The 20858-nt window shown below is 73.0% G+C and carries 26 protein-coding genes; 18 read left to right on the top strand and 8 right to left on the bottom strand.

Annotation, left to right across the window (positions count from 1 at the left end; all coding sequences use genetic code 11):
• Positions 1-21: 21 nt before the first annotated feature.
• The gene (locus P3X83_RS31165) at positions 22-261 is read right to left on the bottom strand and encodes a hypothetical protein (protein WP_277308869.1); all 240 of its coding nucleotides are present in this window, start codon (positions 259-261) and stop codon (positions 22-24) included.
• A gap of 347 nt (positions 262-608) precedes the next feature.
• Between P3X83_RS31165 and P3X83_RS31160 the strand changes: the two genes are divergently transcribed.
• The 12 genes from P3X83_RS31160 (at position 609) to P3X83_RS31105 (ending at position 11417) form a co-directional block, all read left to right on the top strand.
• Positions 609-1535: a phosphate/phosphite/phosphonate ABC transporter substrate-binding protein gene (locus P3X83_RS31160; RefSeq protein ID WP_277308868.1), complete on the top strand. Its 927-nt coding sequence runs from the start codon at positions 609-611 to the stop codon at positions 1533-1535.
• 4 nt (positions 1536-1539) lie between these two features.
• Positions 1540-2310: a phosphonate ABC transporter ATP-binding protein gene (gene phnC, locus P3X83_RS31155; protein WP_277308867.1), complete on the top strand. Its 771-nt coding sequence runs from the start codon at positions 1540-1542 to the stop codon at positions 2308-2310.
• Positions 2307-3953, top strand: coding sequence for a phosphonate ABC transporter, permease protein PhnE (phnE, locus tag P3X83_RS31150; protein ID WP_277308866.1), 1647 nt, complete (start codon positions 2307-2309; stop codon positions 3951-3953). The genes phnC and phnE overlap by 4 nt, the downstream gene beginning before the upstream one ends.
• Before the next feature lie 74 nt (positions 3954-4027).
• A complete protein-coding gene (locus tag P3X83_RS31145; RefSeq protein ID WP_277308865.1) occupies positions 4028-4744 on the top strand; it encodes a GntR family transcriptional regulator in 717 nt (238 codons plus the stop codon).
• Positions 4741-5181: a phosphonate C-P lyase system protein PhnG gene (locus P3X83_RS31140; protein ID WP_277308864.1), complete on the top strand. Its 441-nt coding sequence runs from the start codon at positions 4741-4743 to the stop codon at positions 5179-5181. Before P3X83_RS31145 ends, P3X83_RS31140 begins: the two co-directional genes overlap by 4 nt.
• Entirely contained in the window at positions 5178-5792 is a 615-nt protein-coding gene (gene phnH, locus P3X83_RS31135; RefSeq protein ID WP_277308863.1) for a phosphonate C-P lyase system protein PhnH, read from the top strand. Before P3X83_RS31140 ends, phnH begins: the two co-directional genes overlap by 4 nt.
• A complete protein-coding gene (locus P3X83_RS31130; RefSeq protein ID WP_277308862.1) occupies positions 5792-6958 on the top strand; it encodes a carbon-phosphorus lyase complex subunit PhnI in 1167 nt (388 codons plus the stop codon). The genes phnH and P3X83_RS31130 overlap by 1 nt, the downstream gene beginning before the upstream one ends.
• Positions 6955-7836, top strand: coding sequence for an alpha-D-ribose 1-methylphosphonate 5-phosphate C-P-lyase PhnJ (locus tag P3X83_RS31125; protein WP_277308861.1), 882 nt, complete (start codon positions 6955-6957; stop codon positions 7834-7836). The genes P3X83_RS31130 and P3X83_RS31125 overlap by 4 nt, the downstream gene beginning before the upstream one ends.
• On the top strand, positions 7833-8660 hold the full coding sequence (locus P3X83_RS31120) for an ATP-binding cassette domain-containing protein (protein WP_277308860.1): 828 nt from the start codon (positions 7833-7835) through the stop codon (positions 8658-8660). Before P3X83_RS31125 ends, P3X83_RS31120 begins: the two co-directional genes overlap by 4 nt.
• Positions 8657-9409, top strand: coding sequence for an ATP-binding cassette domain-containing protein (locus P3X83_RS31115; protein WP_277308859.1), 753 nt, complete (start codon positions 8657-8659; stop codon positions 9407-9409). The genes P3X83_RS31120 and P3X83_RS31115 overlap by 4 nt, the downstream gene beginning before the upstream one ends.
• Positions 9406-10593 (top strand): alpha-D-ribose 1-methylphosphonate 5-triphosphate diphosphatase, encoded by a 1188-nt coding sequence (locus tag P3X83_RS31110; RefSeq protein ID WP_277308858.1) that lies wholly within the window; start codon positions 9406-9408, stop codon positions 10591-10593. The genes P3X83_RS31115 and P3X83_RS31110 overlap by 4 nt, the downstream gene beginning before the upstream one ends.
• Positions 10587-11417 carry an inositol monophosphatase family protein gene (locus P3X83_RS31105; RefSeq protein WP_277308857.1) on the top strand — a complete coding sequence of 277 codons (831 nt, stop codon included), beginning with the start codon at positions 10587-10589 and terminating at the stop codon, positions 11415-11417. Before P3X83_RS31110 ends, P3X83_RS31105 begins: the two co-directional genes overlap by 7 nt.
• A gap of 21 nt (positions 11418-11438) precedes the next feature.
• Here P3X83_RS31105 and P3X83_RS31100 read toward each other — a convergent pair whose 3' ends face one another.
• Positions 11439-11615, bottom strand: coding sequence for a hypothetical protein (locus P3X83_RS31100; protein ID WP_277308856.1), 177 nt, complete (start codon positions 11613-11615; stop codon positions 11439-11441).
• A 104-nt stretch (positions 11616-11719) separates the two neighbouring features.
• Between P3X83_RS31100 and nfi the strand changes: the two genes are divergently transcribed.
• Positions 11720-12391, top strand: coding sequence for a deoxyribonuclease V (nfi, locus tag P3X83_RS31095; RefSeq protein WP_277308855.1), 672 nt, complete (start codon positions 11720-11722; stop codon positions 12389-12391).
• On the opposite strand, the gene P3X83_RS31090 is transcribed toward nfi, so the two are convergent.
• Positions 12374-12955, bottom strand: coding sequence for an NADAR family protein (locus P3X83_RS31090; RefSeq protein ID WP_277308854.1), 582 nt, complete (start codon positions 12953-12955; stop codon positions 12374-12376). The genes nfi and P3X83_RS31090 overlap by 18 nt on opposite strands.
• A gap of 252 nt (positions 12956-13207) precedes the next feature.
• On the opposite strand from P3X83_RS31090, the gene P3X83_RS31085 reads away from it, so the two are divergent.
• Positions 13208-13582 (top strand): nuclear transport factor 2 family protein, encoded by a 375-nt coding sequence (locus P3X83_RS31085; protein ID WP_277308853.1) that lies wholly within the window; start codon positions 13208-13210, stop codon positions 13580-13582.
• A gap of 16 nt (positions 13583-13598) precedes the next feature.
• Here the strand turns inward: P3X83_RS31085 and P3X83_RS31080 are convergent, their stop codons facing one another.
• Both P3X83_RS31080 and P3X83_RS31075 read right to left on the bottom strand, forming a co-directional pair.
• Positions 13599-14006, bottom strand: coding sequence for a hypothetical protein (locus P3X83_RS31080; protein WP_277308852.1), 408 nt, complete (start codon positions 14004-14006; stop codon positions 13599-13601).
• Positions 14007-14112: 106 nt separating this feature from the next.
• Entirely contained in the window at positions 14113-15327 is a 1215-nt protein-coding gene (locus tag P3X83_RS31075; RefSeq protein ID WP_277308851.1) for a cytochrome P450, read from the bottom strand.
• Positions 15328-15693: 366 nt separating this feature from the next.
• On the opposite strand from P3X83_RS31075, the gene P3X83_RS31070 reads away from it, so the two are divergent.
• Positions 15694-16425, top strand: coding sequence for a GAF and ANTAR domain-containing protein (locus P3X83_RS31070; protein ID WP_277308850.1), 732 nt, complete (start codon positions 15694-15696; stop codon positions 16423-16425).
• 151 nt (positions 16426-16576) lie between these two features.
• On the opposite strand, the gene P3X83_RS31065 is transcribed toward P3X83_RS31070, so the two are convergent.
• On the bottom strand, positions 16577-16951 hold the full coding sequence (locus P3X83_RS31065) for an STAS domain-containing protein (RefSeq protein ID WP_277308849.1): 375 nt from the start codon (positions 16949-16951) through the stop codon (positions 16577-16579).
• A 176-nt stretch (positions 16952-17127) separates the two neighbouring features.
• Positions 17128-17700: a GNAT family N-acetyltransferase gene (locus P3X83_RS31060; protein WP_277308848.1), complete on the bottom strand. Its 573-nt coding sequence runs from the start codon at positions 17698-17700 to the stop codon at positions 17128-17130.
• Positions 17701-17978: 278 nt separating this feature from the next.
• Between P3X83_RS31060 and P3X83_RS31055 the strand changes: the two genes are divergently transcribed.
• Together P3X83_RS31055 and P3X83_RS31050 are read left to right on the top strand one after the other, a co-directional pair.
• Positions 17979-18752: an SDR family oxidoreductase gene (locus P3X83_RS31055; RefSeq protein WP_277308847.1), complete on the top strand. Its 774-nt coding sequence runs from the start codon at positions 17979-17981 to the stop codon at positions 18750-18752.
• 74 nt (positions 18753-18826) lie between these two features.
• On the top strand, positions 18827-19447 hold the full coding sequence (locus P3X83_RS31050) for a TetR/AcrR family transcriptional regulator (protein ID WP_277308846.1): 621 nt from the start codon (positions 18827-18829) through the stop codon (positions 19445-19447).
• A gap of 66 nt (positions 19448-19513) precedes the next feature.
• On the opposite strand, the gene P3X83_RS31045 is transcribed toward P3X83_RS31050, so the two are convergent.
• A complete protein-coding gene (locus P3X83_RS31045) occupies positions 19514-19978 on the bottom strand; it encodes a MarR family transcriptional regulator (protein ID WP_277308845.1) in 465 nt (154 codons plus the stop codon).
• Between the two features lie 163 nt (positions 19979-20141).
• On the opposite strand from P3X83_RS31045, the gene P3X83_RS31040 reads away from it, so the two are divergent.
• Positions 20142-20855 carry an ABC transporter ATP-binding protein gene (locus tag P3X83_RS31040; protein ID WP_277308956.1) on the top strand — a complete coding sequence of 238 codons (714 nt, stop codon included), beginning with the start codon at positions 20142-20144 and terminating at the stop codon, positions 20853-20855.
• Positions 20856-20858 lie beyond the last annotated feature (3 nt).

The following is a 20858-nucleotide window of genomic DNA, read 5'->3' as shown; positions in this document are numbered from 1 at the left end:
GAGGAAAGCGGCGGCGCATCCTCACCACTCCTCGACCGGCAGTTCGAGCTCGTTGCCCGGGTCGAACACCACCACCCCGTCGTGCAGCCGCACGACGTGCACGTTGCGCGCGAGCCCCCGGCCGTGGGCACGGCGGGCGGCCTCGCGCGCCCAGTCGGCGAAGTGGTAGGAGTCGCTCTCGACGCCTCCGCCGGGTATCTCCCAGCGCACCTCGAAGCGGTTCGGCGGCCAGGCCGGCGCCAAAGGCGGGTGCTGCGGCATGTGGTTCATCCCCCTGTGCTGTGCCGCCTTCCGTCGCCTGTGGGGCGGGCGAGGAAGGTGGGACCCCGAATGATTGGAAGTCGAGGCTAGCCTCCCCGTATTCCGGCTGACCAGAACCCCCGTGCGATTGCCCCGCGAGCCGGGCGAGCAGACATGATCTACCTAAAGGACAGCTTCTGTCCTTTAGGGCACGTCACCAGGAATTAACCGGCCCGTTCGTGCCAGGTCAGCTTCCCCTGACGGTCTCCTCCACTTGGGCCTGCACGGTTGAACACGTCCACGGTGACAAATCCGATTCCCCTTCATAAATGAGACAAATCTCACCCAAGCACGTATCGGAGCATGACATGTCACGTCGCACACTGACCGCCGCGTCGGTGGGCCTCGCCCTCGCCGCCCTGTCCGCCTGCTCCTCTTCCACCGCGGGGGCGTCGAGCGGCGACGAGCTGACGTTCGCCGCGATCCCCGCCGAGCAGAACGCCGACCCGCTCGTCGACTACGGCAACATCATCAAGCTGATCGAGAAGAACACCGGCAAGAAGGTGAGGTTCGTCCGCTCCACCGACTACAACGCGGTCATCGAGGGCACCGTGTCAGGCAAGATCGACATCGCCGAGTTCGGCCCGCTGTCGTACGTGCTCGCCAAGAACAACGGCGCGAAGGTCACCCCGATCGCCTCGACCGTCTCCCAGGGCCGGCCGCCGACCTACCAGAGCTACGCCGTGGTCAAGGCCGACAGCCCGATCACCGGCCTCGCCGGGCTCAAGGGGAAGAAGGTCTGCTTCGTGGACCCGGGTTCCACCTCCGGCTACCTGTTCCCGGCCGCGGCCCTGATGTCGGCGGGGATCGACCCCAAGACGGGCGTCTCCCCGGTGATGGCGGGCGGCCACGACAACAGCGTCACCTCGGTCACCGCGGGCACGTGCGACGCCGGGTTCGCCTACGACCAGATGGTCGACAAGCTCCTGGTGGACAAGGGCAAGATCAAGCAGGGCGACGTGAAGGTGATCTGGAAGTCCCGGCCCATCCCCAACTCCCCGATCGCCATCCGCGACGGCCTGCCCGAGGACGTCAGGCGCAAGCTCACCGACACCTTCGTCAAGGACGCCAACAAGGACCGCATGGTCGCCCTCGGCGTCTGCGCCGACGTGGCCACCTGCAAGGCCACCTCCGACGGAACGGTATGGGGCTTCGGCGCGGTGGACGACGCCACTTTCGACCCCATCCGCGAGGTGTGCGCGACGACCAAGCATGACAAGTGCTCGGAGGCGTGACGCGATGACCCGGATCGTGCAGATCGAGTCCCTGGCGAAGGCGTACGGCGAGGTCCGCGCCTGCGACGGGATCAGTCTCACCGTGGACGCCGGAGAGCTGGTCGCCCTGGTCGGGCAGTCCGGGTCCGGCAAGTCCACGCTGCTCCGCCACCTCAACGGCCTCGCCCGCCCCGACTCCGGCGCCGTCCGCGTGCTCGAGGTGGACGTCCCGCAGGCGCGCGGACGTGCCCTGCGCGCCCTGCGCCGCCGCGTCGGCATGGTGTTCCAGCAGTTCAACCTGGTCGGCCGGCTCACCGTGCTGGAGAACGTGCTGACTGGCGCGCTCGGCCGCGACCCGCTGCCCAGATACGGCATCATCACCTGGCCGAAGGCCGACCGCGAGCAGGCCATCGCCCAGCTCGACCGGGTAGGCCTGGCCGACCGCGCCTACCAGCGCGCCGACAGCCTCTCCGGCGGCCAGCAGCAGCGCGTGGCCATCGCCCGGATGCTCATGCAGCGGCCCGAGCTGGTCCTCGCCGACGAGCCGGTCGCCTCCCTGGACCCCGAGTCCGCGGCCCAGGTCATGGACCTGCTGTTCCGGATCTGCCTGGAGGACCGGCTGACCGTGCTGTGCAGCCTGCACCAGATCGACCTGGCGCTGTCCTGGACGCGCAGGGTCGTCGGGCTGCGCGACGGGCGGGTGGTGCTCGACCAGCCCGCCGCCGAACTGGACCGCGAACGGCTGCGCCGGGTCTACGTGCCGGGGACTCCGGTCACCGCCGGCGCCCGGGCATGACGCATGGCACGCTCGCCGGCGGGCTGCGGCCCTCCGGCGGGCAGGCCCCGCCGTCGCCTCCGCTGAGCCGCCGCCGGGTCGCCGCCTGGGCCTTCCCGGTGGCCTTCGCCGTGCTGGGCGTGATCGCCCTGCGGCAGGTGGGGATCGGCCTCGGGGCGCTCATCGAGGGCGGCGACGCGATGGCCGCGCTGCTCGCCCGCTCCTGGACGCCCACGCTGAGCACGCGGGGCACCACCTTCGTCCACGTCCTGGACACGCTGTCGATGACCGTGGCCGGGACGGCGCTGGCCGTGGCGGCGGCGGCCGTGCTCGCCGTGCTGGCCGCCCGCAACACCACGCCCGGCCCGGCGGCGCGCGCCTTCGCCCTGTCGGTGATCGTCGGCTGCCGGGCGATTCCCGACATCGTCTTCGCCATCTTCTTCGTGGCGGCCCTGGGCATCGGGCCGCTGCCCGGCGTGCTCGCGCTCGGCCTGCACTCCATCGGCATGGTGGGCAAGCTGTTCACCGAGGCCGTGGAGGCCGCCGACGACGGCATCGCCGAGGCGGTGGCCGCCACCGGCGCGGGGCCGATCCGCCGGCTGCTGGCGGGCGTGCTGCCGCAGGCCGTGCCGTCCATGGTGGCCGTCACGCTCTACCGGATCGACATCAACTTCCGCACCTCGGTGCTGCTCGGCGCGGTCGGCGCGGGCGGCATCGGCATGGACCTGCGGACGGCCTTCGGGTTCACCGACTACCGCGAGGCGCTGGGCATCTCCTGCGTCGTGGTGGCCGTGGTGATCGCGGTCGAGGCCGTCTCGCTGGGGCTGCGCGGCCTGCTGATCGGCGGCGGCAGGCCGTCGCGGCTGCCCCCGGTGCGCGGCACGCGGGTGCCCTGGACGGGCGGGCGCGCCATCACACACCTCGCGGCGTGGGGCGGGCTGCTGATCGTCGTGGTGTCCCTGTGGCGCTCCGGGGCGACGCCCGGCGCGATCCCGGCGGCCGTGGGAGGGTCGCTGTCCGCGCTCACCGAGTTCTTCCCTCCCGACTTCGGGCCCGTCCTCTCCATCCTCGGGCCCGGCCTGGCCGAGATCTGCGCGATCGCCATGGCGGCCACCTTCCTGGGCGTGCTCGGCGGGCTGGCGCTCGGCCTGCTCGCCGCGCGCACGGTCGCGCCGCACCCGGCGGTCCGCGCGCTGGCCCGCGCCGCCCTGGCCTTCCTGCGCTCGGTCCCCGACCTGCTGCTCGTGCTGCTGTTCGTCGCGGCGTTCGGCATCGCCGAGGGCCCGGTGGCCGGGACGTGCGCGCTGGCCCTGTTCACCGTCTCCTTCGTCGGCAAGCTGGTCGCCGACGCCGCCGAGGAGATCCGCCCGGGCCCGAGGGAGGCCGTCGTGTCCTCCGGGGCGACCCGGGTGCAGACCCTGCTCGTGGCGGTGCTCGGCCAGCTCACCCCGCGCCTGACCGCGAACGCCCTGTACGCGCTCGACGTCAACCTGCGCTCGTTCTTCGTGCTGGGCATCGTGGGCGCGGGCGAGATCGGCTTCGCGCTCAGCCAGCACATGCGGGCGCTGGAGTACGGCGTGGTCACCGCGATCGTGCTGCCCGTCTTCGCGATCGTGCTGGTCGTGGAGCTGGCGTCGGCCTGGTTGCGCGGAGCGTTGCGTTGACGGTGACCCCCCGGCGGGTGCCGCTTCACCCGCCGAACCCCTCCGGTTCACCTGCGGCGGACAGCCTGCTTGTCATGACAAGCTCCCACCGCTACCTGGAGATGGCCGAGGAGCTGGAGTCGGAACTCCAGCACATCCCGGTCGGCTCCCGGGTGCCGAGCGAGCACGCACTGGCCAGCCGGTTCGGCGTGAGCCGTCCCACGGCCCGCGCCGCCCTGCAGGAGCTGGAACGCCGCCTGCTGGTGCAGCGCGTGCAGGGCCGTGGAACGTTCCGGAGGGGCCGCCTCGACTACGTCATCAGCCCGGCATGGCCGCCCTCGTTCAGCGAGACGCTGCGCCGCGCGGGCGGCGTGCCGGGCGTGCGGATGCTCTCGGTCACGGTACGGCGGGCCGTCGAGCAGGAGTGCCGCAGGCTCTCCCTGCCCGCCGCCAGCGCCGTGTGGGCGGTGGAGCGGATCTTCACGGTGAACGGGGAGGTCGCCGCGTACGCGACCAGCGTCCTCCCACACCGCCTGCTGCCCGGCCTGGACGCCGCGCTGACGGGTGAGCCGTCGCTGGCCACCGCGCTGCGCAGGCGATACGGCATCGCCGTCCAGCGGATGAGATACCGGATCAGCCTGGCCAGCCCGCCGCAGGCGGTCGCCGACCAGCTGACCGTGGACCGCACGCCGATCTGGCTCGCCGAGAGCGTCAACCGGTGCGCCGGGGGGCCGCCCGTCGAGACCGCCCGCACCTACATGCGCGCGGACGTGCTCGACATCAGTTTCGAGATGGAGGAACGAACACTGTGACCGCGAAGCTCACGACCGAGCGCCGCGCCGAACTGCTGTCCGCCGCCACCCGCGGCGAACTCGTGCCGCTGGCCGAGCGCCTGCTGGCGCAGGGCGCGCTCGGCGAGCCTGCCCTCCTGGTCCCCCCGGAGGTGGGGATGGTGATGACGCAGGTGCGCGAGCCCGTCGCCGGGGAGCGCTTCTACCTGGGCGAGGTGCTGGTGACCCGCTGCGGCGCCGAGGTCGCCGGGACCGCCGGCTGGTCCATGCGCGGCGGCGACGACCGGATCGCCGCGCTGGCGGCGGCGCTGCTCGACGCCGTCTGCGCCGCCGGGCTGCCCGAGTCCGCCGAGGTCGAGGACCTCTGCGCCGCCGTCGAGGCGCGCAGGCGGCGCGAGATCGACGAGGAGTGGGCCCGCGTCGCGCCCACCCTGGTGACCTTCGAGGAACTGCCGTGACCGCGCCGACCGCCGCGCCGCGCGGGGTCAGGCGCGACCCCGGACGCTCCCAGCGCGACTTCCGCACGCTGCTCGACGTGCTGTCCCGCCCGGGCCGCGTCGGCCGCCTTGAGGTGGACGGCGAGGCCCCTGCCGCGACGATCCCGGTGGCCGCGCTCGCGGACGTGGAGGTGCCGCTGGCCGTACTGGCCGGGGCCGGGCAGGAGCGATGGGAGCACGCGCTGCGGGTCGCGACCGGCGCTCCCCCGGCCGAGCCGGGATCGGCCCGGATGGTCCTGGCCCTGCGCCCGCTCACCGCGGCCGAGATCGCCGCGCTGCCCAGGGGCGACGCCTCGCATCCCGAACTCGGCGCCCGCCTGGTGGCCGCCGTGGACGCGCTGCTGCCCGGCCCCGCGGCCGGGCCGGGCGACACCATGCTCACGCTGCGCGGCCCGGGCGTGGACGGCGAGGCGACGCTCGCCGTGCGCGGCCTGGACGAGCAGGCCGCCCGCGCGCTCGCCACCGCCAACGCGGACTTCCCCGCCGGGATCGACACCTTCCTGGTCGCGCCGGACGGCGCCGTGGCCGGGCTGCCGCGCAGCACGCGCATCACGTTGAGGGGAGAGCGCTGATGGGATTCTCGAACGCGCGCGGCGGCACCGAGGCGATCCTCGCCGCCGAGCGGCTGGTACGGCGCAGCGGCGAGGAGGCCGGCAGCGACCGGATCACCCTGGCCCAGCTCACCGAGCGGATGGGCCTGGCCGTGGACCGCGTGATGGGCGAGGGTGGCCTGTGGGCCCCCGAGCTGGCCGCGCGGGCGCTGCGCCAGGCCGAGGGCGACGTTATGGAGGCCGCGCAACTGCTGCGCGCCCACCGCTCCTCGATCCCCCGCCTGGCCTACTCCGAGGTCGCCTCCACCGACGACCTGCGGGTCGTCCGGCGCATCTCCTCGGCCTTCCGCAATCCACCGGGCCGTCAGCTCCTCGGCCGGACCACCGATTATGTCGGCCGTCTGCTGGACCTGATGCCCGAGGACGAGCCCGGCGAAGGCGCGGCCCCGGAGTCGCACGCCCACGGGCACGACCATGCCCACGACCGCGATCATGCCCGCGATCATGACCATGCGCATCCGCACGTGCACGACGAGCCGGTCACGACCGGCGCCGACGCACTGCGCCACCCGCCCCGGCTGGCCGGGCTGCTGCGCGAGATGGACTTGGTCGTCGACCGGCGGCCCGGCCCGGACGACGCCGACCCCGAGCCGTTCGACATCACCCGCGCCCCCGCGCGGCCGGGCGCGCCGCGCTCGGCCGTGCTGGCGAGCATGGCCAGAGCCGAGACCGGCGCGCTGGTGAACCTCTGGTACGCCTACACCTTCAGCACCGTCAAGCACGGCCACGAGATCCCCGGCGAGGTGCGCCACGGCTGGCTGCCGGTCAAGGTCGCCCACCCCGCCACCGGCGAACCGGTGACGGTCGCCGAGATCCGGGTCACCGAGGTGGAGACCATCGACGACCTGGACCGTCCCGAGGAGGACCGCACCAGGCTCGACCTCGGCTACGGCCTCTGCTTCGGCCACAACGAGCGCAAGGCCATCGCGATGGCGGGGCTCGACCTGCTCGTCCACCGCGACGGCGGCAGGACCGAGCTTGAGCAGCGGGTGCTGATCACGCTCGACGGGATCGAGGCGTGCGGGTTCCTGGAACACCTCAAGCTCCCCCACTACGTCGACTTCCGATCGCTCCTCGACCGCAAGCGCGCGGTCAGGAACACGTCCGCCGATGGAGGACCCAGATGACCACCACCCTGCGCCCCGGCGCCGCCCTGCGCGGGCTCGCCGGGGACGCGGACCCCACCGGCATCTTCGACGAGCTGTCCAGGCGCGAGGTGCGGCGTGCCGTCCTCACCGCCGTCGCCGTGCCCGGCTACCAGGTGCCGTTCGGCTCCAGGGAGATGCCCGTGGCGCGCGGCTGGGGGTCCGGCGGCCTGCAGGTGACCCTCGCCCTGGCGGGACCGGACGACCGGCTCAAGGTGATCGACCAGGGCGAGGACGCGGGCGTCAACGCCGCGAACCTGCGCAGGCTGGTCTGCGGGCAGGTCGGGTGCCGGGAGGTCACCGACACCCGCGAGGCCACGCTGGTGCAGTCCAGGCACCGGATCCCGGAGACCCCGCTGACCAAAGGCCAGGTCCTGGTCCTCCAGGTGCCGGTCCCCGAGCCGCTGCGCGGCGTGGTGTCCGACATGCGCGAGCAGCGGCGCATGCACGCCGAGGCCGACTACGCCAAGATGTGGGTCAGCCTGTACGAGGACATCGTCCGCAACGGCGTGGTGACCAGGGCGGCGGGCTACCCGTGCCTGGTCAACGGCCGCTACGTGATCTCCCCCACCCCGATCCCCCGCTTCGACGTGCCCGGGCTCGACCGCTCGGCGCACCTGACCCTGTTCGGGGCGGGGCGCGAGAAGCGCATCTACGCCGTCCCGCCGCACACGCCCGTCGAACCGCTCACCTTCGAGGACGTGCCGTTCGAGGTCGAGCACACCCCCGGCGCGGCCTGCCGCCTCTGCGGGGCGTCCGCCTCCTACCTGGTGGAGGAGCCCGCCCGCGACGGAACGCTGGCGTGGGTGTGCAGCGACACCGACTTCTGTTCCCGCAACCGCCCGGAGGAGGACCGATGACCGCGCTCCGGGTGAACGGGCTCGGCAAGATCTACGGCGACCCCGGCCCGGAGTCCCTGGTGGGCACCGGCCCCGCGCACGGCACCGCGCTGTCGCCGCGCACCGGCGCCATGGTCGCCTGCTGGGACGTGTCCTTCGAGGTCGCGCCGGGCGAGGCGCTCGGCGTGGTGGGCGAGAGCGGCTCGGGCAAGTCCACCGTACTGCGCTGCATCGCCGGTGACGACCGGGCCACCGCCGGGCACGTGGAGATCGGCGGGATGCCCGGGACGAACCTGCTGACCCTCGACGACGCGGCCCGCCGCGCGCTGCGCGTGGAACGGATCTCCGTGGTGTACCAGGACCCGGCGGCCGGGCTCGACCTGCGGGTCAGCGCCGGGGGCAACATCGCCGACCGGCTTACCGCCGCCGGGTGGCGGCACTTCGGCAGGATCAGCGGCCGGGCGGCCGAACTGCTGGAGCGCACCGAGGTGCCGCTGTCGCGGATGAACCACGTGGTGGAGACATTCTCCGGCGGCATGCGGCAGCGCGTGCAGATCGCCAAGGCGCTGGCCAACCGGCCGGCCGTGCTGCTCCTGGACGAGCCGACCACCGGCCTGGACGCATCCGTCGCGGCCGGGGTGCTCGACCTGCTGCGCGGGCTGCTGGAGGAGATGAACGTGGCGGCGGTGGTGGTGTCGCACGACTTCGGCGTCATCGAGGCGCTGACCCGCCGGGTCGTGGTCATGAGGCACGGCCGGATCGTGGAGGCCGGGCTCACCGACCAGTTGCTGGAGGACCCGCAGGATCCCTACAGCCAGCGGCTGGTGTCGGCGGCGAGGGGATGACGGAGATGCTGTCGATCAGGAATCTGACCAAGACGTTCACCCTGCACACGGTGGACGGGCGCGTGGTGCCCGCGCTGGAGGGCGTCGACCTGGACGTCTCTGCCGGTGAGCACGTGGCGCTCGCGGGGCCGTCCGGCGCGGGCAAGTCCTCGCTGCTGCGCTGCGTCTACCGCACCTACGTGCCCGGCTCCGGCGAGATCCGCTTCACGACCGCCTCAGGGCGGCAGGTGGATCTGGCCGCGCTGCCCGACGCCGAGGTCGCCGACCTGCGCGGCCGGGAGATCGGCTACGTCTCGCAGTTCCTGCGGGGCGAGCCCCGGCGCGGCGTGCTCGACCTGGTGGCCAGGGCGGGGGTGCGCCGGGGCATGGACGCCGGGCAGGCCCGCGAGGCCGCCGCCGCCGCGCTGCGGCGCCTGGGCATCGACGAACGCCTGTGGGCCATGCACACGACCGTGCTGTCCGGCGGGCAGAAGCAACGCGTCAACCTGGCCGCGGGGACCATCTCCCCGCCCCGCCTCCTGCTGCTCGACGAGCCGGTGTCCGCCCTGGACCCGGTGAACCGCGAGGCGGTGCTCGACATGATCGGCGACCTGAGCGGCGGGGGCACCGCCGTCCTGTCGGTCTTCCACGACCTTCAGGCGATCGAACGGCTCGCCACCCGCGTCGCCGTACTGGAAGCGGGCCGCATCGCCCTTTCCGGACCTCCCGCACAGACCCTTCGCCACGGCACCCTGGAGGTGGCCAGATGACCCGCGTGTACGCGCACGCCAGAGCGGTCCTGCCGGACCGCGTGATCGAGGACGCCCTGGTGGTGACCGAGGACGGCGTGATCACCGACGTCGCCGAGGCGCGGCCGGGCGCCGTGCCCGCAGAAGCGACCGACCTGCGCGGCGCGCTGCTGCTGCCCGGCCTGGTCGACACCCACAGCGACGGGCTGGAGAAGGAGCTGAACCCCCGGCCCAACGCCGAGTTCGACGTGGACTTCGCGGTGGCCAGCTTCGAGGGCCGGGTGCGCGCCGCCGGGGTGACCACGATCTTCCACGGCGTCGGCTACCAGAGCGCGCCGCGCAAGGGCCGCGACCTGGGCCGCGCGGTGGCCATCACCGAGGCGATCCGGCGGCGGGCCGGGCAGGACCCGATGGTCGACCACCGGTTCCTGTTCCGCCTGGACGCCCGCGACCCCGAGGCGCTGGCCGCCCTCGGGCCGCGCCTCGCCGATCTGAAGGCGGACGTGCCGCCGCTGGTCTCCTACGAGGACCACACCCCCGGCCAGGGGCAGTACCGCGACCCCGCCTACTACCGGGGCTGGCTGGAGGGCAGCCAGGGCGTCTCACGGGAGCAGGCCCAGTCCATGATGGACGCGCTGGTCGCCGAGCGGAACACCCGCGCCTGGCACCGTCCCGTGGCCCTCGGCTGGCTGGCCGAGCAGGCCAGGCTGGGGCACGCGCGGGTGCTCGCGCACGACCCGGTGACGGCGGCCGAGGTCGCCGACGCGTACTCCAACGGGGTCCGCGTGGCCGAGTTCCCGACGACCGTCGAGGCCGCGCGGGCCGCGCGCGAGCTGGGGATGGACATCGTCGCGGGCGCCCCCAACGTGCTGCGCGGCGGCTCCCACTCCGGCAACGTCGCCGCTGTGGAGCTGATCTCCGCCGACCTGGCCGACGCGCTGTCCAGCGACTACATGCCCTCCGCGATGCTGGCCGCGGCGCTGCGCCTGGCGGGCGACGGCGTGGTCCCGCTGCCGCGCGCCGTCGCGCTGGTGACCTCCGGCCCGGCCAGGGTGGCGGGTCTGGACGACCGGGGCTTCATCGCGCCGGGGGCGCGCGCCGACCTGGTCGCGGTCACGATCAGCGGCGGCTGGCCCACGGTCCGGCTGGTGCACCGCGCCGCCGACCACCTCCCTGCCCATCGGGCGCTGGAGCCGTCGTGGTGACCTCCGCCGCCGCGCTCGGGGCGCTGCCCGCCGAGACGCACCCCGCCCTGCGCACCGCCGCGACCGCCGCCCTGGCCGCGTACGGCGAGGCCCGAGCCGGGCGCTCCCGCGCCGAACTGGCCGAGACCGTGGCCGACGGCGCCGACGGCACGCCCACCATGCTCGTGGACGTCCTGGTCGAGTCGGCCATCCTCACCGCGCTCGCCGATGCCGAGGTGAACGTGCTCAGCGAGGAGACCGGGTTCGTGGATCGCAGGTCCGCCGTCACCCTGGTCATGGACCCGCTGGACGGCTCGGCCAACGCGGCGGCCGGGGTGCCGCTCACCGCGTTCGGCGGGGCCGTCGCGGTGGACGGCGAGTTCACCGAGGGCCTGATCGTGTGGCTGGACACGGGCCGTACCTGGTGGGCCGCCCGCGACCGGCCCACCCCGCTGCGCACCTCCGGGCGCAAGGCCCTGTCCGGCGCGGCCGTCTCGCTGCTGCGTCCCCGGTTCGACGTGCCGGGGGCCGCCGAGGCGTGGCGGGCGGTCGCCGAGCGGGCGGGCCGGGTGCGGATCCTGTCCTCCTCCTGCCTGGAGGCGGCGCTCGTCGCCGACGGCTCGACCGACGCGTTCGCCGACGCCGGGGGCGACGTGCACCGGCTGGTGGACGTCGCCGCCTCGGTCGTGCTGGCCGAGGCGGCGGGCGGCGCCGTCCGCGACGTGCGAGGCCGGCCGATCGAGTGCGACACCGACCTGACCCGCAGGTGGAGCGGCGTCGTGGCGGCCACGCCCGACCTCGCCGACGAGATCGCCGAGACCGTGCGGGCGGCGGCCGGGCTCTGACCTCGGCGTCCCGGGCGGCCGTCAGTCGGTGGCGCTCAGCGGCCTGGCGATCGCCTCCAGGCCCTTGTTCTCCGCCTTCACCCCGAGGAACGCCTCGACCAGCCCGGCCAGGATCATCCAATGCCACCGGGACCAGGGGAGGCGGTCGAGCCTGGCGGGCACCTTCGTGGTCACGGTGCCTAGTCGGACGTCGCTCATACCGGTCACCTGTCACCCGGGTCATCTCAAGGAAGTCCCTCCGAAGTCACGGACTGCACGCGTATTCGGAGTGGCGTGTGGCCGTCCGGCGGTAGCCTCACCGCGTGCACTCCGCGACGACCTTCTGGCCCGCGACGGCCACCGAGGCCGAGGCCCTCCAGGAGCGGCTGCGCCCGCTGACCGATCTGACCGGCCCCGGCCCGGACCCCGCCGCGGTGCGGCTCGTGGCCGGGCTCGACGTGGCGTACCCGCCAGGCGGCGACGAGGTCACCGCCGCCGTGGTGGTGCTGCGCGCCGGCACGCTGGAGGTCGCCGACCGGGCCGTGGTCCGCGAACGCGCCCGGTTCCCCTACGTGCCGGGGCTGTTCGCGTTCCGCGAGTTGCCGCCGCTGCTGGCCGCGCTCGACCGGCTCACCCTCACCCCCGACCTGCTGGTGTGCGACGGGCACGGCCTGGCCCACCCGCGCCGGTTCGGACTGGCCTGCCATCTGGGGGTGCTCACCGGGCTGCCCGCGATCGGCGTGGCCAAGACCCCGTTCGTCGGCGCCCACGACGACCCCGCCCCCCGGCGCGGCTCATGGAGCCCCGTCACGCTGGACGGCGAGGTGGTCGGGCGGGCGCTGCGCACGCGCGACGGCGTGCGGCCGGTCTACGTCTCCCAGGGACACCGGGTCAGTCTCGGCAACGCCTGCGAGCACGTGCTGCGGCTGACCCCGGCCTACCGGCTGCCCGAGCCGATCCGGCACGCCGACCGGCTGTCACGCTCCCCCTGGTAGCCCGGTCCGCAGGTGGTCGCGGGCGGCCATCAGCGCGAACCCGAGCAGGTTGTGGCCCTCCCACTCGGCGGGCCGCTCGGCTCTGACGTCGGTCGCGGCCATACCGATCCCCCACACCGGGTCGGTCGGGCTCGCCTCGACCAGCACCCGGTCGCCCGTGCCCACCAGGTAGTCGCGCAGGCCCGGGTCGGACCCGAACTTGGCGACGTTCCCGCGCACGGCGACGGCCGGCCGGTGCTCCGACCAGGTCTCCTCGTCGAACCCGCGCACCACCCGCCCCAGCAGCTTGGCGTCTCTCGGATGCTCCGCGGCGACGATCGCGCCGGCGATCTCGTCGTCGCCGAACAACCGCGCCTTGGCCGCCATCAGATAGTGCTCGGCGGTCCGGTAGGCGACGTCGTCCACCTCGAAGACGGACGGCCACCACTGCGACAGGCACCACGGCCCCACCCCGCCGGGCGGCGGCGGCGTATGCCCCCAGAAGAACAGGAACCTCACCCGATCGCCCCGCTCCATGGCCTCCGCCACGGCCGTCCGATCACGAACGCCCTCATCCGTCGACATCGACGACTTCCCCTCCCAGGTATCCAAAGATCGCGCCCAATCCCCCGGCGGACAGGGCGGATTCGGGGGTCAGCCGCCGGGGCCGACGTGGTTGTCGGGGGCGCCGTCGCCCGTGGTTGGCAGGTCGCCGCGGACCACCGGGGTGGACGTGCGCGGTCGGCGCCCATCGGGGTCTCCTCATCGTGGACTCGCGAGTCTCCCGCATCATGACAGGACGCGCCGACAGTCTCAGGCGCGCGAGAATGGCGTCCCATGGAGACGAGGAAGGCCGCCCGGCGTTTCGCCGACACGTGGCGGTCGGGCTGGGCCGGGCACGACGTCGAGGCGATCCTCGCGCTGTACGCCGAGGACGCGGTGCACCGGAGCATGCCGTTCCGGCCGGAGCACCGGGGCAGGGCGGCGATCGGCGAATACGTGCGCTGGTCGTTCGCCGAGGAGACGGTGGTACGGGTCGACTTCGGCACGCCGATGGTGGACGGCGACACCGCCGTCGCGGAGTTCCGGGTCCACTCGCTGGAGAACGGCGAGCCGATCACGCTGGCCGGGTGCGTGATCGCCCGGTTCGACGCGAACGGTCTCGCCGTGGAGACCCGCGACTACTGGCACACCGCGCCGGGGCACCTCTGACGCAAGCCGCGGCGCGTCAGGAGGGCACCCGCGAAGGGTAGGTCACCTGCGGGTGCTGCGGCTGCGGGTGCTGCGGAGGCGCCGGGTAGTGCGGCGCCGCGAGCGGCTGGGCCCCCACCGGCTGCCGCGTCTCCTGCGGAGCGGCCGGCATCGGCGGCTGCATCTGCTGCATCGAGTGCATCTGCCCCATGGACTGCATCGGCTGCACGGGCTGCGGCATCGGCGGCTGCGGACGCCCGGGCAGCGTATGCGGAACCTGCTGCTGGTGTTGCTGGGCCACGGCGGTGGCCTGGCGCTCGGCGCACCCGCCCTCGCAGTAGCCGTTGGAAACGATCAGGCGCCCCCGCGCCGTGGTGTAAGCGTCCGAGCCGGATGCGGGTAGCACCCCCGTACACACAGGGCACAGAATCGAGTCGATCCCCACGTGTCCTTCCTTTCCCGCGCTGTAGGCCGAGAGCAAGCGTAAGGCGACACGCCACGGACCAGGTTGCATTTCGACAATGTGTCAAGTACGTCGTCATATGTCCTGGTCACCAGACCAGGTGAACCGCCTCGGGTCTGCGCAGATCGAGGACCGGAACGTAGGTGATCGGCTCGGCGAGCCGCATGCCGGGCAAGCGGGAGGTGAGGGTTTCGAGTGTGACCCGCATCTGCATGCGGGCGAGCCCGGCGCCGACGCAGAAGTGCGTGCCCCGGCCGAAGGACAGGTGCCGGTTGGGCCGCCTGCCGACGTCGAACTCGGCCGCGCGCTCGAACCTGGCCGGGTCCCGGTTGGCCGAGGTGTAGCGCAGCAGCACGCGGTCCCCCTCGGGCAGGGCGACGCCGCCGAGTTCGGTGGGGGCGGTGGTGACGCGGTAGAGGCCGCTGGCGGGCGTGCCGTACCGGAGGATCTCCTCGACGGCGGCGGGGATCAGGTCCGGGTCGGCGCACAGCCGCCGCCACTGGTCCTCGTGGGTGAGCAGTTCGGCGATCGCCATGCCGGACAGCGGGACGGTCGTGATGTGCCCGGCGATGACGAGCTGGATCAGGTTCGCCACGACCTGCGCCTCGTCCTCGTACGACAGCGGGCCGGTGCCGGGCACGCTGGCCGCGACCACCTCGCTGATGGCGTCGTCGCCCGGCTCGGCCCTGCGCTCCCGCACCAGTCGGCCGATCAGCTCCTGCAGTTCCACCCATCCGCGCGCGGCGTCCAGTTCCCGCTCCGGCTCCAGGTGGGTCGCGCCGAGCACGATGAAGGCGTCCAGCGACTCGTATGCCAGCCGGGCCTGCGCCGCGTCGAAGCCGCACAGCCGACCGATCGTACGGCAGGGCAGCGGCACGGCGTAGCGCTCCATGAACTCCACGCGCCCGTCCGCCGCGAACGAGTCGACGAGTTCGGCGGCCTGCGCGCGGACGAACGGCTCCAGGGCGGCGACCCGGTCGGGCTTGAGCACCTCGGCGATCGGGGCGCGGAGCCTGGCGTGCAGCTCGCCGTCCGACTGGATCAGGTCGGGCCGCACCGGATAGCCCCGGCCCAGTTCGGCCAGCGTGGCCTCGCGGAGCGGGATGGCGTGGGTGAAGGGGTCGGCCGACGAGTAGAGCACCGGGTCGCGCAGGACGTCGGCGACGTCGGAGTAGCGCGTGACCACCCAGGCGCCCATCACCGGGGAGTAGAACACCGGCTCCTCTCGCCGCGCCCGGTCGTACACCGGGTAGGGGTCGCGCAGGTGCGCGCCGAGCGGGTCGTACAGTTCCCCGACGGACATGGTCCTCCCTGGGTTCGGCACCGGTTGAGTATCACACGTGTCCAAAGATTCGCCCAGACATATCCGTCTATTGCGCACTCAATTCCTGAGCCGCATCCGGGGCCGCTCCGGCGCACGTCGGCGCGGCACCCGGCCCGATCCGAATTTCGGTCCGTCCGCATCTATGGCCGGATGTCTTCCGGGTTTGCCGTTGCCAGTCCCTCCCGCAAAGATGGGCCTACGGGCCACACTTCGCGCCCGCCCGTCACCGGCGCCTCCAGGTTCCTGCCGGTGGTGATGCGTCCCAGCAAGAACGGAGTCCACTCCTCCGGTGACGCGAGGTGCCATGCCATGCGCACCCGGGGGGTGCGAGGAGATGAGCCCACCGTGGAGAAGGAAGACCGGTTGGTGACGACGTTCGTCGCCCTGGCCGACACCCTCGTGGCGGACTTCGACGTGGGCGAATACCTGCGGATGATGACCGAGCGCTGCGCGGACGCCCTGGAGGTCGAGCAGGCCGGGCTGATCGTCGCCACCCCGCAGGGCGAGCTAGAGGTGGTGGCCGCCTCCTCCGAGCAGGTCCGGCTGCTGCTGCTCATGCAGTTGGAGAACGGCGAGGGCCCCTCCCTCGACGCCTACACCGGGACCGGGCGCGTCACCTGCGGCGATCTGCGCCTGGAGACCGACCGCTGGCCGATCTTCGCGCCGGCCGCGCTGGCGTCGGGCGTCGTCTCCGTGCTGGCCATCCCGATGCGGCTGCGCGACCAGGTGATCGGCGCGATCACGCTGTTCTCCCCCCTGCCCGGCGAACCCGCCGAGCCCCGCGTGCGCCTCGGCCAGGCGATCGTGGACGTCGCCACCATCGGCCTGCTGCACCAGCGCACAATGCAGGAGCGTCAGGCGCTGGTCGAGCAGTTGCAGACCGCGCTGACCAGCCGCATCCTCATCGAGCAGGCCAAGGGCGTGATCGCGGAACGCTCCAGGGTGGGCATGGAGGAGGCGTTCCGCACGCTGCGCGGCTACGCGAGGTCGCACCGCAGGAAGCTGGCCGAGGTGGCCCAGGCCGTGATCGAGGGTTCCCCCAGCGTGGCGGACCTCTTCACCCGCCCGCCCCGCTGACCGAGCCGGTGGGCCCGCGTCGCGGGCCCACGGCCGCCGGAGCGGGCCGCGGGCGACCTGGAAGGCGCCCGCACGAACCAAGCCTGGCACTGCGGGCGGTTTTCGGACATCGGAGGGCGGTTCCGGATGTCATCCGCCCGTCGCCCGGATGTCACCCGGGCGTCTGGACTTCCCGCGCAGCGGGCAAGCCGCGCGTTTCCGGCAGAGCGCAGAAGGCCGTGTCGAGCCCGACCAGGCCCAGCATGGAGCGGATCCTCGGGCGGATGCCCACCACCCGCAGCGGGATACGCGACTCGGCCGCCATCGCCCGCGCGGCGACCAGCACCGAGATGCCCCGGGCGTCCATGAACGTGGTCTCGCTGAGGTCGAGCACGACCCCCGCGCCCGTTCCGCCCCCGGATCTCGTTCCGGCGAACGCCTCCTGCAGACGGGCCCGCAGGAACGCCTCCGCCCCGAGGTCTACCTCGCCCGTCACCGCCACGACCGCACAGCCGTCAATCCACGATGTGTCAACGGCGAACCCCATCACGGCCACCCGGATCCCATCACTTCTCGACTTCAGGGGTGCCGCAGTGGTCCAGGCGGCCGATCGGCTACTAGATGTAGCCGATCGGTAGCGTACAGGATCAAACGCCTTCTCCGCACGGGGCTTACGAAGAGCGTAGTGGATCGGTACCACCAGGATGAAGTGCCGCCATCCCGTCAGGGATTCCCTTCTACCCGGACCTTCTCCCACCCGGTCTTCGCGGTCGGCAGCCAGAACCGCAGCCGGTCCTCCACCGTGTCGCCGAGCCGCCCGCCGTTCGCCTCGATGACGCGCCGGGAGGCGGCATTGTCCGACTGGCACATCAGCAGCACCGGGCCCATGCCCATGGCCCCCGCGTGCTCCAGCACGGCGCGCAGCATCGCGGTCGCGTGCCCCCGCCGCCGGGCGCTGGGGCGTACGTCGTAGCCGATGTGCCCTCCGTACTCGCGCAGCCGGTCGTCGAGCCGATGCCGCAGCGCGATCCGGCCGAGGAAGTCCTCGCCCTCGATCCACCACCAGGTGGTGAACGGCACCAGGTCCGCGGAGCGGGGCGTCTCCCGCTCGCGCAGCAGCGCCTCGACATACGCGGCGAACCCCTCGGCGGTGTGCCAGGAATCGGCGAACGCGCGCAGGTCACGCCCGATCATCGACTCGTCGTCGTGACCGCCCCTGCCCTCGGCGGCGAACTCCGCCATGGCGGCCAGGAAGGAGGAGCGGACGGCGACGGTCGGCAGGACGAGGCGCGGCATGCCGATCATTGAAGCCCGCTCCACCCGGCGGGACAAGACCACCCGGCACCGCCCGGACGGACGGCGGGCGTTACGGTCGAGGTGTCGGCGGTCCACCGGCCCTTCCCCCAAGTGGCCGGCCGCCTCGGCGAATCGCCGTGCACGGCGTCGAAAGGAAGCAGTATGTCGCGAGATTCCCTGGCGTCCCCGCGCGCGGAACGCCCGTACGGGCCCGTGCCCGGCCAGGCGGGCCGCACCGCCCCGCTCGACCGCTCCGGCGGGCGGACGGGGGTCCGCTGATGGATCTCGGGCTGAAGGGGCGCAACGCGCTCGTCTGCGCGTCCACGAGCGGCCTGGGCGAGGCCACCGCCCGCGCGCTGGCCGCGGAGGGCGCCAATGTCGTCGTGTCCGGGCGGCGCGCCGAGCGCGCCCGCCGGATCGCCGCAGAACTGCCGGGCGCGGTGGCCGTCGAGGCCGACCTGCTGGCCGAGGACGGCGCGGACCTGCTGCACGCCGCGGCCGTCGAGGCGGTCGGCCCGATCGACGTGCTGGTGCTGAACGGGCCGGGCCCGAAGCCGGGCGGCGCGGCGGAGATGTCGTCCGCCGACGTACGCCAGGCCGTCGAGTCGCTGGTGGTGCCGCAGCAGCGTCTCGTCTCCCTCGTGCTACCCGGCATGCGCACGCGCGGCTGGGGGCGGATCCTGTCCATCGCCTCCAGCGGCGTGGTGGCCCCGCTGGCCCATCTGGCCCTGTCCAACCTGGGCAGGGCGGCGCTCGCCGGATATCTCAAGACGCTCGCGGGCGAGGTCGCCGGGGACGGCGTCACGGTCAACCTGCTGCTGCCCGGACGGATCGCCACCGACCGCCTGGCCCAGCTCGACGAGGCGACGGCGAGCCGTACCGGCGCGTCGCGGGAGGAGATCGAGGAGCAGGGCCGGGCGTCCATCCCGGCGCGCAGGTACGGCAGGCCCGAGGAGTTCGGCGCGGTCGCGGCCTTCCTGTGCGGCGAACCGGCGTCCTATGTGACCGGCACCGCCCTGCGCTGCGACGGCGGTGACCTCAGAAGCCTGTGACAACCGGAAGCGACACCCGGTCATCGTCTAAAGTGGCGGCGACGGATCACCCGCACGGACGGCCGCAGCGACAGATGACCACCACCGCGTACGAGCGCGCCCAACGGATCGGCCAGGAGGCGGTCAGGACCGCGATCCTGGACGAGGCGATCGCGTTGCTGACCGGCGAAGGCCCCGGCGCGCTGACCGTGCGCCGGATCGCCACCGAGGCCGGCTGCTCCACCAAGGTCATCTACACGCTGTTCAGCGGCAAGGACGGCCTGGTGGAGGCGCTGTGGGTGGAGGGGTTCGCTCGTTTCGCCCGGGCGCTCGGGCGCGTGCCGAGCGGCCCCGACCCGATCGTGAACCTGATGACGATGGGCGTGGCCTACCGCGAGTACGCCCATGCCGAGCCGTCCTACTACAAGATCATGTTCGAGAACGCGATCCCGGGTTTCACCCCGAGCGCGGAGGCACGCAAGGTCGCCATGGCGGCGTTCACCCTCCTGGAGTCCACGTGCGCCGCAGCCGTGGAGACGGGGGCGCTGGCCGGCGACCCCCGCGAGATCGCCGACCAGATCTGGATGGCCGTGCACGGCGCGGTCAGCCTGGAACTGTCCGGCTTCTTCGACCGCGCCCGGGCCGACGTCCTGTTCCCCGAACTCTGCCGGTCCATGGCCAGATCCTTCGCGCCGCCCCGCCCCCCGGAACGCTGACACACCCGCCACCCCGGAGGGCGCCGGCCCGGGCTAACCGAGGTGCCGCTCTCCGGCCGTGACCGGCTATTCGTGCTCGGCCAGACGTCGTAGCAGGTCGATGAGGTGGCGGCGGTCGGGATCGCTCAGCCGGCCGAAGGTCTGCCGGCCCACGTCCTCGGCCGCCCGCCGCGCCTCGGACAGGATCTGCTCGCCGCGGCGGGTCAACACGATGGCGTAGGCACGCCGGTCCTGTGGTGTCCGCTCGCGGGCGACCAGGCCGCCGTCCTCCAGTTCGTCGATGATCCGCACCATCGTGGACTTGTCGATGCCCAAATGGTCGATCAGGTGGCGCTGGCTGATCGGGCCGTACATCGGGAGCGCGAGCAGTACGGCGAAGCCGCGGACGTTGATGCCCAGGGGGCGCAGGGCGAGATTCATCCGTTCGCGTATCCGGTTGTGGGTCTCCGCCATGAGCATGCCGAGCCCTATCTGGTCGGAGGCCGGTCCGCCCTCCCCAGATAGGAGCCGTTCGAGCAAGTTGTGGAGCATGCACCCACTTTAGTAGCGCTTGATATAGTCTCAGATGAGATTATCTTAAATGATGCTATCGATCGGGAGATCTCATGTCTGAGCCAACGCTCCACCACGCGCGGAATCTCGGAGGGCAGCGGTGATCGAGACCTTGCCCGGCGACCGCGTGTCCCACCGGGTCATGGTCGCCACGGACGTGGTCAAGACCTACGGGGACGGCGACGGTGCCGTGCACGCGTTGCGCGGGGTCTCGGCGGCGTTCGGCCGGGGCGAGTTCACCGCGATCATGGGGCCGTCGGGCTCGGGTAAGTCCACCTTTCTGCACTGCCTGGCCGGGCTGGACACCGTCACGTCGGGCAGCATCGTCGTCGGCGATGTGGACATCACCGGGCTGTCCCGCGCCCGGCTCGCCGAGGTGCGCCGGGACCGGATGGGCTTCGTGTTCCAGTCGTTCAACCTCCTGCCGATGTTGACCGCCGAGGAGAACATCCGGCTCACCGGACGGCTGGCAGGCCGCCGCGTGGAGCCCGGCTGGTACGACACGGTCGTGGACGCGCTGGGCCTGCGCGCCCGGCTGGATCACCGGCCCGCCGAGATGTCCGGCGGGCAGCAACAGCGGGTGGCCGTCGCCCGGGCGCTGCTGACCCGGCCGGAGGTGCTGTTCGCCGACGAGCCGACCGGGAACCTGGACTCCCGTTCCGGCGCCGAGGTGCTGGGCTTCCTGCGCACGGCCGTCGACGCCTACCGGCAGACCGTGGTCATGGTGACGCACGATCCGGTGGCCGCCGCGCGGGCCGACCGGGTCCTGTTCCTGGCCGACGGGACGATCTTGGACGAACTGGCCGCGCCCACCACCGACGCCGTGCACGCCATCATGCGCAAGATCGAGGGCTGACGC

The sequence above is a fragment of the Spongiactinospora sp. TRM90649 genome, assembly GCF_029382225.1.
GTDB lineage: Bacteria > Actinomycetota > Actinomycetes > Streptosporangiales > Streptosporangiaceae > Spongiactinospora.
Note: the sequence above shows the minus strand (reverse complement) of the source record. Positions and strands in the feature narration are given on the sequence as shown.